Genomic DNA, 12,965 nt, shown 5'->3' with positions numbered 1-12,965 from the left:
ACTATGGGAGAAGGTTGACGCTTTGGCCAATCCATGATGAAGGTCGCACTACATATTCCATTCTCTTTGCATGAGTAAATACAGCCATGGTAACTGAACGGGCAACCGAACGATATAATCCGCGCGTAAGCGAAGCCCATTGGCAGAAGATCTGGGAAGAAAACAAGATCTTCGAAACGTCCAATGATGATCCACGCGAAAAATATTACGTGCTGGAAATGTTTCCTTATCCGTCCGGCCGCATTCACATCGGCCATGTGCGCAATTACGCAATGGGCGACGTGATTGCCCGCTATAAGCGCGCACGGGGTTTTAATGTTCTCCATCCGATGGGATGGGACGCCTTTGGTATGCCTGCAGAAAATGCGGCGATGCAGAACAAGGTTCATCCGAAAGAATGGACCTATCAGAATATCGCCACCATGAAACGTCAGCTCAAAACCATGGGTCTGTCGCTGGACTGGTCACGCGAATTTGCAACCTGTGATGTGGATTATTACCACCGACAGCAGATGCTGTTCCTTGATATGTTTGAAAAAGGTCTGGTGACCCGCAAAACATCCAAGGTCAACTGGGATCCGGTCGATAATACTGTTCTGGCCAATGAGCAGGTTGTTGACGGTCGCGGCTGGCGCTCCGGTGCGCTGGTTGAACAGCGCGAACTGACCCAGTGGTTCTTCAAGATCACCGATTTCAGCGAAGAGCTGCTCGCCGGTCTGGATACGCTTGACCAGTGGCCGGACAAAGTACGTCTGATGCAGAAGAACTGGATCGGCAAGTCGGAAGGCCTGCAGCTGCGTTTTGCGCTTGCTGAACGCGAAGGCGATATTGAGGTTTATACAACCCGTCCGGATACGCTGTTCGGTGCGTCTTTTGTGGCGATTGCTGCCGATCATCCGCTGGCAAAACAGCTGGCGGAAAGCAATGAAGGTCTGGCTGCTTTCGCCGCTGAATGCCGTCAGCATGGCACATCTGTTGCGACACTCGAAACCATTGAGAAAAAAGGTTTCGACACTGGTTTGCGCGTTCAGCATCCGTTTGATCCTTCATGGACATTGCCGGTCTATGTCGCCAATTTCGTGCTGATGGAATATGGTACAGGCGCGGTCTTCGGTTGCCCTGCACACGATCAGCGCGATCTGGATTTCGCCAATAAATATAAGCTGACCGTTACACCGGTTGTTCTGCCTGCCGGTGCCGATGCGGCAAGCTTCACAATCACCGATACGGCCTATAGCGACGAAGGTACGCTGATCAATTCGCGTTTCCTCGACGGCATGACACCGGAAGCTGCGTTTAATGAAGTTGCAGATCGTCTGGAAAAGACGGATCTCTATGGCAAGCCGCAGGCATTCCGCAAAACACAATATCGTCTGCGTGACTGGGGTATTTCCCGTCAGCGTTATTGGGGCTGCCCGATTCCGATGATTCATTGCGAATCCTGCGGAACCGTGCCTGTGCCGCGCAATGATCTGCCGGTGCAGCTGCCGGATGATGTTGCGTTTGACCGTCCGGGCAATCCGCTGGATCGTCATGACAGCTGGCGCCATATTAACTGCCCGAAATGCGGCAGCAAAGCCCGTCGTGAAACCGATACGATGGATACATTTGTTGATTCATCCTGGTATTTTGCGCGCTTCACTGCTCCTTGGGAAAATGAACCGACTGACCGCAAGGCTGCTGATGAATGGTTGCCGGTCGATCAGTATATCGGTGGTGTGGAACATGCGATCCTGCATCTTCTCTATTCGCGCTTCTTCACCCGCGCCATGAAAGTGGCCGGTCATCTGGAAGTGGAAGAGCCGTTCAAGGGTCTGTTCACACAGGGCATGGTGGTTCACGAAACCTATAAGCATAATGGTCAGTGGGTGTCGCCACTGGAAATCCGTATTGAAGACAAAAACGGTGTTCGTTCGGCAACCATGCTGGATTCCGGTGAAACGGTAGAAATCGGTTCGATTGAAAAAATGTCGAAGTCGAAGAAAAACGTTGTCGATCCGGATGATATTATTTCGTCTTATGGTGCGGATACCGCGCGCTGGTTCACTCTGTCGGATAGTCCGCCGGAGCGCGACATTGTGTGGACAGAAGCCGGGGCGGAAGGTGCGCATCGTTTTGTGCAGCGCGTCTGGCGTCTGATTTCTGAAGCCGGTGATAACCTGAAAGGTGTTGCTCCAAAAGCCGCCTATGAAGGCGATGCCGCACAGATCTCCAAGGCTGCCCATAAGACTGTAAAAGCCGTCGGCGACGATATCGAAAAAATCGTTTTCAACCGTGCGATTGCTCGTCTTTATGAGTTGCTGAATGTGCTGAGCACGCCTTTGCAGGCTGTTGCTGCCGGTAAAGCCGATGATGTGACCAAAGCTGCCACCCGTGAAGCAACCGATATGTTCATCAGCATGATTGCACCGATGATGCCGCATCTGGCTGAACAGTGTAATGCGGTGCTGGGCGCGACGGACTTGGTTGCCACCCGTGGCTGGCCGGTGATTGATGAAGCATTGCTCGTTGAAAATGACATTACGCTGCCGGTACAGATTAACGGTAAGAAGCGTGGTGACATTACAATTGCGCGTGATGCGGATCAGGCAACAGTGCAAGCAGCGGTTTTGGCACTTGACTTTGTTCAGGCTGCGTTGAACGGTAGTCAGCCTAAAAAGCTCGTTGTTGTACCGCAGAGGATTGTGAATGTCGTTGTCTGATTATCACACTAAAGACAAATCTCCGATCCGCAAAAAGCGGCTGGCAGTGCTGACAGGTCTCGTCCTGTCAGCTTTTGTTGCCGGTTGTACGGTGCAGCCGCTATACTCGACAAGCGGCAGTGCCGGTGTCGGCGGTGTGCCTTCCAGTGTTAAAACCAAACTGGCATCTATCAAAGTGGATGATGTGGATTCCATCGCGGCGCAGGCGGTGCGTAACCGCCTGATCTTCGGCCTGTCAGGCGGGGCAGGGGAACCGTCACAGCCGGCTTATCATCTGGCGCTTGGTTTCTCGACAAGTACAGAATCTGCTGTTGAAGTGGATGTTGGTGATTCAACAGAAGGCCGTGCATCTGCCGGTACTGTTCGTATGAGCTCAAATTATGTGCTGCGTGACAGGGATGGCAAGGTCGTAGCCACCGGCCGCCGTCAGGTCAGTTCATCCTATGACCGTCCGCGTCAGGAATTTGCGAATCTGCGTGCCCATCGTGATGCCCAGCAGCGTGCAGCTGAAGAGCTGGCGCAGTATCTTGTACTGTCTCTAGCTCAGGATATGCAGAAACTTCCATAAAAAACGCCTGATCGGCCTGCAAATGGTGATTTTCTTCTCTTCCGGTGCTCACGTACTATAAGTACGCTCCGCTCCGGTTCTCGAAAATCACCATTTTCGTCACGATCATCCGCTTTTGAGGCGCTGCGACATTGTTTTGAATATAAAAAAGCCCGCTGAAAAGCGGGCTTTTTTGTTCATTCGTTTATTGCCGGATTAAGCAATCGACTGACCGGTTTTTGCCCAGTCTGCCAGAAATGCTTCCAGACCCTTGTCTGTCAGCGGGTGCTTGACGAGGGCTTTCAGTGTGGCAGGCGGTGCAGTGATGACGTCCGCGCCGATCAGTGCAGCTTCCTTAACGTGATTGACGGTACGCACCGAAGCCGCAAGAATCTGGGTTTCAAAACCGTAATTGTCATAGATCGTGCGGATTTCACCAATCAGATCCATGCCATTCAGACCGATATCATCAAGACGGCCGATGAAAGGCGAGATATAAGTCGCACCGGCTTTGGCTGCGAGCAATGCCTGATTGGCCGAGAAGCACAGGGTCAGGTTGGTTTCATGACCATCAGAGGTCAGAGCCTTACAGGCCTTCAGACCATCCAGTGTTACCGGCAGTTTGATGCAGATATTGTCGGCGATTTTCGCCAGCACAGCTGCTTCTTTCATCATGCCTGCATAGTCAGTTGCGGTGACTTCTGCGGAAACAGGACCTTTAACGATCGAGCAGATTTCCTTAGTCACATCAATGATGTTGCCACCGGATTTCAGGATCAGCGATGGATTGGTGGTAACGCCGTCAACCAGTCCCAGATCGTTGAGTTCACGGATGTCTTTGACATCGGCGGTATCCACAAAGAATTTCATTTCAGCTTATCCTCCGTTATGGGCTTGCTGTACAGACGGTATTATATCCGACAAAGATAGGATTGTTTAACGCATATTTCCATAAACCGAAACTGCCTTTGGTGAATAACAGCGCATCTCATCAAGAATTGAATATAAGCAGTGTTTGCGGTTAAGTGCAGTTATGAAAAATAGCGGTGAAAACAGCATGCCGGAACTGATCGGGATAATTTTTTGAACGGGAAAACAGAGATTAAGACGCGCCGTGTTGTTCCGGTTCTTGTGCCGATGCCAGCGGAACGTCCCTATAGCTATCTGGTTCCTGAGGAAATGGACGTTCAGGCTGGTTCAATTGTGCGCGTGCCACTGGGGCCGCGCGAAGTGGCCGGTATTGTCACCGATGATGCGAGCGATCAGGTCGATCCTAAAAAGCTGAAATCCATTCTGCATGTTTTCGACTGCCCGCCGGTGAGCCGCGATATGCTGCGCTTTATCCGCTGGACGGCAGATTATACATTGTCACCGCCCGGTATGGTGGCAAAAATGGTGCTGCGTGCACCGGCAGCTTTCGATCCTGAACCGTTCATTCCGGGCTTGCGCTATATTGGCGGCAAAGCTGAGCGGCTGACAGCAGCGCGTGAAAAAGTGCTGGAGGTTGCCAATAATGGTCTGAGCTGGACGAAGTCCGGCCTTGCCCATGCAGCCGGTGTTTCCGGCAGCGTGGTTGAAGGGCTGAAAGCACAGGGGCTGTTCGAAGAGGTGATGATCCCGCCGCCGCCGGTGGTCGGTGAACCTGATCCGTTTTACGGGCAGGCGGAGCTGTCCGAGGATCAGCAGGCGGCAGCGCAATGTCTTGTCGAAGCTGTGGAAGAGCAAGTCTATTCGGTCTCGCTGCTTCATGGTGTGACAGGTTCCGGTAAGACAGAAGTTTATTTTGAAGCAGTGGCGCGCGCTGTAGAATTGGGCAAACAGGTTCTGATCCTGCTGCCGGAAATTGCGCTGACCCAACAATTTCTCGACCGTTTTGAAAGCCGGTTTGGTACACGTCCGGCGGAGTGGCATTCCGATCTGGCACCACGCCAAAGGGAACGTGTCTGGCGACAGATTGCAGAAGGCACAGTTAAGGTCGTGGCCGGTGCACGCTCGGCATTGTTTTTGCCCTTTGCCAATCCGGGGCTGATCATTGTCGATGAAGAACATGACCCTGCCTATAAGCAGGAAGACCGCGTGTTTTATAATGCCCGCGATATGGCGGTGGTGCGTGGTTCTATCGGCAAGTTTCCGGTTATTCTGGCCTCGGCAACACCGTCGATTGAAAGTCTGGTCAATGCCAATCAGGGGCGCTATCGCTATGTGCCGTTGCAGGGGCGCTATGCCGATGCGGCTTTGCCGGATTTAAAGCCGGTTGATATGCGCCGTTCCCCGCCAGTGGCAGGGCGTTTTTTGTCGCCGGCTTTGACGGAAGCTATCGGGCAGGTTTTGCAGCGTAAAGAACAGGCTTTGCTGTTTCTCAACCGCCGCGGTTATGCGCCGCTGACTTTGTGCCGCGTCTGCGGGCACCGTTTTCAATGTCCTGATTGTTCAAGCTGGCTGGTTGAGCACCGTTTCCGTGGTCAGCTGATGTGCCATCAATGCGGTTATCATGAGAAAAGCCCTGAAGCCTGTCCGTCCTGCGGGGCGTTGGATCATCTGGTGGCTTGCGGCCCCGGTGTGGAGCGTATTGCCGAGGAAACTGCTGCAACCTTTCCGGATGCACGGATTATCGTACTCTCATCTGATATGCTTGGCGGGGTGACACGGCTGCGTATGGAGATGGAGGTGATTGCCAAAGGGGAGGCGGATATTGTAATCGGCACCCAGCTGGTCGCCAAAGGCCACAACTTTCCTTTGATTACGCTTGTCGGTGTGATTGATGCCGATCTTGGTTTGGCCAATGGTGATCCGCGAGCCGCAGAGCGCACATTTCAGTTGCTCAATCAGGTGACAGGTCGTGCAGGTCGTACGGGACGTAAAAGTGTTGGTCTCATTCAGACCTATCAGCCCGATCATCCGGTATTGAAAGCGATTATTGCCGGTGATGCGCAGGCTTTTTATGAGCGGGAAATTGAAGAGCGTCAGCGCGGGATGCTTCCGCCTTTCGGACGGTTGGCTGCGCTGATTATTTCGGCGGACAGCAGAGCAGAAGCAGAGAGCCATGCCCGTGCATTGCGACGTGCTGCGCCGAGAGATAGCGAGATTGAAGTGCTGGGGCCTGCCGAAGCGCCTTTGGCAGTGATTCGCGGACGGCATCGCTTCCGGTTGCTGGTGCAGGGATCAAAGCGTTCTGATCTGCAGTCCTATTTGCGGGCATTGCTGCAGGCAGCGCCAAAAGCGCGCGGTTCCTTACGGGTGCAGGTGGATATCGATCCGCAAAGCTTCCTGTAATCTGCGGATTTCAGAAGCTCTGATAAGACTGCTGTCATACCCGCATGCTGATAATTTTGCTTTCCATGACTACGGGTCAGGAATATAGCTCGTTAAATTAGTTATATTCGGAGCTATCAAAGCGGTTGCTGCCCCATCAGGCGTGCAAACTTGCTCTGACGAACAAACAACGACGGTTTTAAGAGGTGTAACGTGGCGTTTTATCTACCTTCAAGTCAGGGTGAATGGCTGGCATGGACTGTGGGCGTTATCACGTTGCTCTTTGGTTTGATCCTGATGTTTGCACCGGGAATTTCGCTGAAAATTCTGCGTCTCAACGCTCCTGATCTGCGTGCAAATGCTCTTTCATCGGTACGGGCGACAATTGCAGGGCCTTATATCGGCCTTGGCGTGGCCTGTCTGTTATTCGCGCAACCGTTTTTATGGATGGCGCTGGGTTGCGTCTGGGGCTTTGTGCTTTTTGGCCGTCTGGTTTCGATGATGTCGGATAAGGCTAACAGTTTTTATAACTGGATTGCCGTTGTGGTCGAGTTGATGCTGGCCGCAGGCCCGTTGCTCTTTGCTTTCGGCTTTGTTGCCTGACTTTTGAAACAGGCCACGCTTCAGCAGAATCTGTCAGACAGAGGCTGAAGCGGGAATCAGTTGCGGCTGAATTATGCTCCAAAGAAAAATCGTATGATGTGAGCATAATTTTGCCGGAATTCTACAAATGGTTAGCGAAATGCCTGTTTGGATAATCCGGCATTTTCTTCGCGGTAAAATCATCCTGCATATTCATTTAAGTTATTGTTATATTTAAATAATTATAAGCAGTGCTGATTTTTGTAGCCTGCAGTGCTTATGAACTTTAGCTCATGAAACTTGTCCGCAGCATCAAAATAGCACTGTAAAGCGCATGAAACGGCGGGATTCGCGTGTTGCGAGTCCTGATTGTCTATGCTAGACGGCTTTCGAATTTCAATGCAGTCAGGCGGGTCGTCCGCAGGGCACAGATGGCGGTGCAAATCGGCACTTCATCGGGGGGTATTGAAAAACATCAATAAAATCGCTGTTTTTGTGCATGGATAAACTATGCGTTAAAAGCGGGATTTCAACCAAGAGAGATGGTTATTCGTGACAGGATCGTCTTCGCTCATTTCCGGTGTTGCTCAGCGCTATGCTGGATCCCTGTTTGATCTGGCGCTTGAGTCTAAATCCGTTGCTCAGGTGGAGAAAGATCTTGGCCGCATCGAGGCTATGATCGGTGAAAGCGAAGAACTTCGCCGCCTGATCCACAGCCCGGTCTTCTCTGCTGAAGATCAGCTCCATGCAATCGCCGCAGTTGCAGACAAAGCCGGTATCACCGGTCTGGTCGGCAATTTCCTGCGTGTTGTTGCTGGTAATCGCCGGCTTTTCGTATTGCCGGACATGATCAAAGCTTTTTATCTGATCGCCGCTGAAAGCCGCGGTGAAGTTGCAGCTGATGTGACTTCTGCTCGCGAATTGACGCAGGCGCAGCAAAATGAATTGAAGGCGACGCTGAAGAGTGTGGCCGGCAAGGACGTGACAATCAATGTCACTGTCGATCCGTCGATTCTTGGCGGTCTCATTGTGAAGCTGGGATCGCGTCAGATTGACACTTCCCTTCGCACTAAACTTTCTTCTCTTAAGCTTGCACTGAAAGAGGTCGGCTGATGGACATCCGCGCTGCGGAAATTTCCGCAATTCTGAAAGAGCAAATCAAGAATTTTGGCCAGGAGGCAGAAGTCTCCGAAGTTGGTCAGGTTCTTTCCGTTGGTGACGGTATCGCCCGTGTATACGGTCTGGACAATGTTCAGGCCGGTGAAATGGTCGAATTTCCGGGTGGCATCCGCGGTATGGCGCTCAACCTTGAAAGCGACAACGTTGGTGTTGTTATTTTCGGTTCTGACCGTGACATTAAAGAAGGCGATACCGTTAAACGTACCGGCGCCATCGTTGACGTTCCAGTCGGTCCTGGCCTGCTCGGCCGCGTTGTTGATGCTCTTGGTAACCCGATCGACGGCAAAGGCCCGATCGTTGCAACCGAGCGTCGCCGCGTAGACGTTAAAGCTCCTGGTATCATTCCGCGTAAATCGGTTCACGAACCGATGTCGACCGGTCTGAAAGCCATTGACGCTCTTATCCCTGTTGGTCGTGGTCAGCGCGAGCTGGTTATCGGTGACCGTCAGACCGGTAAGACCGCAATCATTCTCGACACCTTCCTGAATCAGAAGCCGATCCATGATAACGGCCCTGATAAAGACAAGCTGTTCTGCATCTACGTTGCGATCGGCCAGAAGCGTTCGACCGTTGCCCAGTTCGTTAAAGTGCTCGAAGAGCGCGGCGCACTGGAATATTCGGTTGTTATCGCTGCGACTGCTTCCGATGCTGCGCCTCTGCAGTATCTGGCACCGTTCACAGGTTGTGCAATCGGTGAATATTTCCGCGATAACAGCCAGCACGCTCTGATCGGTTATGATGACCTTTCCAAGCAGGCTGTTGCTTATCGTCAGATGTCCCTGCTGCTGCGTCGTCCTCCGGGTCGTGAAGCTTACCCAGGTGACGTATTCTATCTTCACTCCCGTCTTCTTGAGCGTTCGGCTAAGCTGAATGACGAACTCGGTGCAGGTTCTCTGACCGCTCTGCCGGTTATTGAAACTCAGGGCGGTGACGTTTCCGCGTTTATTCCGACCAACGTGATTTCGATCACAGACGGTCAGATCTTCCTTGAAACCAACCTGTTCCACCAGGGTATCCGCCCTGCTGTTAACGTTGGTCTGTCGGTTTCCCGCGTGGGTTCTGCCGCTCAGATTAAAGCGATGAAACAGGTTGCCGGTTCGATTAAGGGTGAGCTTGCTCAGTATCGTGAAATGGCTGCGTTTGCGCAGTTCGGTTCCGATCTGGATGCTGCAACCCAGCGTCTTCTGAACCGCGGTGCGCGTTTGACTGAACTGCTCAAGCAGCCACAGTTCTCGCCGCTGAAAACCGAAGAACAGGTTGCTGTGATTTTCGCCGGTGTTAACGGCTATCTCGATAAGCTGGCTGTTAATCAGGTTGGCAAATTTGAAGCCGGTCTTCTGGCATCGCTGCGCAACGAGCACAAAGATGTGCTGGATGCGATCCGCGATCAGAAGGCAATCAGCGACGAAATCAAGGGCAAACTCAAGGCAGCTATCGACGCTTTCGCCAAGAACTTTGCTTGATTAACTCTGACGGGATGAACGGATGCCTTCACTAAAGGATCTGAGAAACCGTATCGCCTCGGTTAAGGCGACGCAGAAAATTACCAAGGCGATGCAAATGGTCGCCGCGGCTAAGCTGCGTCGTGCCCAGGAAGCAGCCGAAGCGGCACGGCCGTATTCTCAGCGGATGAGTGCAGTTCTGGCCAATATTGCCCAGAATGTAAGCGGTGATGATGCACCGAAACTGATGGCGGGTACCGGTAAAGACGATGTGCATCTGCTCATCGTCGCAACCGCGGAACGTGGTCTGTGCGGTGGTTTCAACTCGCAGATCGCACGTCTCGCCCGTGAACATGCCCGCCAGTTGCTGGCAAAGGGTAAGACAGTAAAAATCATTACTGTCGGCAAAAAAGGTGCGGACATTCTGCGTCGTGACTTTAGCGGTCAGATCATCGATCACGTTGATCTGCGCGAAGTTAAGCAGCTTGGTTTCGCCAATGCCGACCAGATCGGTCGCAAACTGATCGCGCTTTTCAACAAGGGCGAATTTGATGTTGCGACACTGTTCTACTCGCAGTTCAAGTCGGTGATTAATCAGGTTCCGACTGCTCAGCAGCTTATTCCGGCATCTGCCAATGGCGGAGCTGGTGATGCTGGGGAAGCGGTTTCTACTGGTGGTGCGATCTATGAATATGAGCCGGATGCGGCTGCTATTCTTGACGATCTTCTGCCGCGCAACATCTCTGTCCAGATTTTCAGCGCTCTGCTTGAAAATGTGGCCGGTGAAATGGGCGCAAAAATGAGCGCGATGGATAACGCAACGCGTAATGCGGGCGATATGATCAACAAGCTGTCGATCACATATAACCGTCAGCGTCAGGCTCAGATCACCACAGAACTGATTGAAATTATTGCGGGCGCGGAAGCGCTCTAATCGGAAGGTAAGGATCGATGGCTAAAGCAGCGACACCGAAAACTACCAAGACCACGGCAAAGGCTAAGTCCGGCGAGGCTGCATCTGGTGCAGTCGGCCGTATCAAGCAGGTCATCGGCGCTGTCGTCGACGTCCAGTTTGATGATCATCTGCCTCTGATCCTGAACGCGCTGGAAACCGACAATCTCGGTAACCGTCTCGTTCTGGAAGTTGCTCAGCATCTTGGCGAAAATACAGTACGTACCATTGCTATGGACTCGACCGAAGGTCTGGTTCGCGGTCAGGAAGTACGTGATACCGGCGATGCGATCCGCGTTCCGGTAGGGCCTGAAACACTCGGCCGTATCATGAACGTAATCGGTGAACCAGTTGATGAAGCTGGTCCGATTGTGACTGCTGCGACCCGCGGTATTCACCAGCCGGCTCCTGAATATATCGAACAGTCACCTGAATCCGAGATTCTGGTAACCGGTATTAAGGTTGTGGATCTTCTCGCCCCTTACGCTAAAGGTGGTAAGATTGGTCTGTTTGGCGGTGCGGGCGTTGGTAAAACCGTTCTCATCATGGAACTCATCAACAACGTGGCTAAAGCCCACGGTGGTTACTCGGTATTCGCCGGTGTTGGTGAGCGTACCCGTGAAGGTAACGACCTTTATCACGAAATGATCGAATCCGGCGTTAACAAGCTGGGTGGCGGCGAAGGCTCGAAAGCAGCTCTCGTTTACGGTCAGATGAACGAGCCGCCAGGTGCGCGTGCCCGTGTTGCTCTCTCCGGTCTGACGATCGCTGAAAGCTTCCGTGATGACGGTCAGGACGTGTTGTTCTTCGTGGATAACATTTTCCGCTTCACACAGGCTGGTTCGGAAGTGTCCGCGCTTCTCGGCCGTATTCCTTCCGCTGTGGGCTATCAGCCTACACTGGCAACGGATATGGGCGCGATGCAGGAACGCATCACCACCACAACCAAAGGCTCGATCACTTCGGTGCAGGCAATTTACGTTCCTGCCGATGACTTGACTGACCCTGCGCCTGCGACTTCCTTTGCGCACTTGGATGCGACAACGGTTCTTAACCGTTCGATCGCTGAAAAGGGTATTTATCCTGCTGTTGATCCGCTTGACTCAACATCCCGTATGCTTGACCCGATGATCGTTGGTGAAGAGCATTACGAGACTGCCCGTCAGGTTCAGTCAATTCTGCAGCGCTACAAGTCGCTTCAGGACATCATCGCCATCCTTGGTATGGACGAATTGTCTGAAGAAGATAAGCTGACAGTGACCCGTGCCCGTAAGATCGAGCGCTTCCTGTCCCAGCCGTTCTTCGTGGCTGAAATCTTCACCGGTTCGCCAGGTAAGCTGGTTGATCTTCAGGATACAATCAAAGGCTTTAAAGGCCTTTGCGCAGGCGATTACGATCACCTGCCTGAAGCAGCTTTCTACATGGTCGGTTCGATTGAAGAAGCGATTGAAAAAGCACAGAAGCTGGCACAGGCCGCTTAATGTGATTGGTCAGGCAGGCTTTGGTCTGCCTGACCGTTCTTACAACAGGTGTGTCTCTTCAGACCCTCTTGTAAAACAGTTAAAACTGACAGCGTTGTTTCAATACGCTGACCTATAGAATTCAACGCCGGAACACTGTTTCAGAGCAGCTTGTTCAGGAAATTTGAGTGAGAATCATGGCTGGAACCTTCAAATTCGAACTGGTATCACCGGAACGCCTGTTGCTCTCTGCTGAAGTGAGCGAAGTGGTCATTCCCGGTAGCGAAGGCTATCTGACAGTTCTGGCCGGTCATGCTCCTTTGATGACCACCATCATTCCCGGTAAAGTAACAGTCAAAACTGCTGACGGTAAGAGCGATGCTTATATCGTTTTCGGCGGCTTCACTGACATTACACCGGAAGGCTGCTCATTGCTGGCAGAATCCGCACTTCATATTGATGAAGTTAAGCGTGAAGATATTGCTGCCCGCATCGAACATGCACGTCAACTGATTGATGATGCTGCTTCACCGGAGCATCGCACTGCTGCAGAATTGTTCCTGCATCAACTGACAACTCTTGAAGGCGCTATTCTGCCTGCATAATGCAGGGCGTTTGCAGCCTTTTGATTATAAAAAAACCGCGATAAATTTATCGCGGTTTTTTTGTACCTAAATAGATTTAGAAAATCAGTTCTGTTCAATCGACACGCCTTGCTCACCGATTTTCAATTCGACACCTTTGGGTTTGGATTCCTGCTGATAGGTGTAAATCGAAAAACCGATAATGATTACGATGAGTGCTCCGAGCAGAATATATAATCCGTTTTTATTCATAAGACCTCAGATA

General features: G+C 52.1%; 11 protein-coding genes. 9 read left to right on the top strand and 2 right to left on the bottom strand.

The features are described from left to right. Positions 1-86 precede the first annotated feature (86 nt). A complete protein-coding gene (gene leuS, locus K1X45_RS08325; protein WP_220158545.1) occupies positions 87-2,702 on the top strand; it encodes a leucine--tRNA ligase in 2,616 nt (871 codons plus the stop codon). Next, on the top strand, positions 2,689-3,270 hold the full coding sequence (gene lptE / locus K1X45_RS08320; protein WP_220158544.1) for an LPS assembly lipoprotein LptE: 582 nt from the start codon (positions 2,689-2,691) through the stop codon (positions 3,268-3,270). The genes leuS and lptE overlap by 14 nt, the downstream gene beginning before the upstream one ends. Before the next feature lie 195 nt (positions 3,271-3,465). On the opposite strand, the gene fsa is transcribed toward lptE, so the two are convergent. Beyond that, entirely contained in the window at positions 3,466-4,119 is a 654-nt protein-coding gene (gene fsa / locus K1X45_RS08315; protein WP_075657254.1) for a fructose-6-phosphate aldolase, read from the bottom strand. Positions 4,120-4,332: 213 nt separating this feature from the next. Here fsa and K1X45_RS08310 point away from each other — a divergent pair, with 213 nt between their 5' ends. From K1X45_RS08310 to K1X45_RS08280, 7 genes are all read left to right on the top strand, one after another. Continuing rightward, complete coding sequence (locus tag K1X45_RS08310) at positions 4,333-6,522, top strand: primosomal protein N' (protein WP_255560362.1); 2,190 nt, start codon at positions 4,333-4,335, stop codon at positions 6,520-6,522. A gap of 192 nt (positions 6,523-6,714) precedes the next feature. Further along, the gene (locus K1X45_RS08305) at positions 6,715-7,104 is read left to right on the top strand and encodes a DUF4345 family protein (RefSeq protein ID WP_220158543.1); all 390 of its coding nucleotides are present in this window, start codon (positions 6,715-6,717) and stop codon (positions 7,102-7,104) included. Between the two features lie 531 nt (positions 7,105-7,635). Next, complete coding sequence (locus K1X45_RS08300; RefSeq protein ID WP_022709893.1) at positions 7,636-8,196, top strand: F0F1 ATP synthase subunit delta; 561 nt, start codon at positions 7,636-7,638, stop codon at positions 8,194-8,196. Further along, entirely contained in the window at positions 8,196-9,725 is a 1,530-nt protein-coding gene (atpA, locus tag K1X45_RS08295) for a F0F1 ATP synthase subunit alpha (protein ID WP_022709894.1), read from the top strand. The genes K1X45_RS08300 and atpA overlap by 1 nt, the downstream gene beginning before the upstream one ends. 22 nt (positions 9,726-9,747) lie before the next feature. Continuing rightward, positions 9,748-10,638, top strand: coding sequence for a F0F1 ATP synthase subunit gamma (locus tag K1X45_RS08290; protein ID WP_022709895.1), 891 nt, complete (start codon positions 9,748-9,750; stop codon positions 10,636-10,638). 17 nt (positions 10,639-10,655) lie between these two features. Then, a complete protein-coding gene (gene atpD / locus K1X45_RS08285; protein WP_022709896.1) occupies positions 10,656-12,137 on the top strand; it encodes a F0F1 ATP synthase subunit beta in 1,482 nt (493 codons plus the stop codon). 176 nt (positions 12,138-12,313) lie between these two features. Further along, a complete protein-coding gene (locus tag K1X45_RS08280) occupies positions 12,314-12,721 on the top strand; it encodes a F0F1 ATP synthase subunit epsilon (RefSeq protein WP_022709897.1) in 408 nt (135 codons plus the stop codon). An 84-nt stretch (positions 12,722-12,805) separates the two neighbouring features. Here K1X45_RS08280 and K1X45_RS08275 read toward each other — a convergent pair whose 3' ends face one another. Continuing rightward, a complete protein-coding gene (locus tag K1X45_RS08275; protein WP_170265303.1) occupies positions 12,806-12,952 on the bottom strand; it encodes a hypothetical protein in 147 nt (48 codons plus the stop codon). Positions 12,953-12,965: the final 13 nt, after the last annotated feature.

The organism is Pseudochrobactrum sp. Wa41.01b-1 (assembly GCF_019464455.1).
Lineage (GTDB): Bacteria > Pseudomonadota > Alphaproteobacteria > Rhizobiales > Rhizobiaceae > Pseudochrobactrum > Pseudochrobactrum saccharolyticum.
Note: the sequence above shows the minus strand (reverse complement) of the source record. Positions and strands in the feature narration are given on the sequence as shown.

Excerpts from the sequence above, each read along its gene's own strand:
- leuS (WP_220158545.1), top strand. The coding sequence starts at position 87 with ATGGTAACTGAACGGGCAACCGAACGATATAATCCGCGCGTAAGCGAA.
- lptE (WP_220158544.1), top strand. The coding sequence starts at position 2,689 with ATGTCGTTGTCTGATTATCACACTAAAGACAAATCTCCGATCCGCAAA.
- fsa (WP_075657254.1), bottom strand. The coding sequence starts at position 4,119 with ATGAAATTCTTTGTGGATACCGCCGATGTCAAAGACATCCGTGAACTC.
- atpA (WP_022709894.1), top strand. The coding sequence starts at position 8,196 with ATGGACATCCGCGCTGCGGAAATTTCCGCAATTCTGAAAGAGCAAATC.
- K1X45_RS08290 (WP_022709895.1), top strand. The coding sequence starts at position 9,748 with ATGCCTTCACTAAAGGATCTGAGAAACCGTATCGCCTCGGTTAAGGCG.
- atpD (WP_022709896.1), top strand. The coding sequence starts at position 10,656 with ATGGCTAAAGCAGCGACACCGAAAACTACCAAGACCACGGCAAAGGCT.
- K1X45_RS08280 (WP_022709897.1), top strand. The coding sequence starts at position 12,314 with ATGGCTGGAACCTTCAAATTCGAACTGGTATCACCGGAACGCCTGTTG.
- K1X45_RS08275 (WP_170265303.1), bottom strand. The coding sequence starts at position 12,952 with ATGAATAAAAACGGATTATATATTCTGCTCGGAGCACTCATCGTAATC.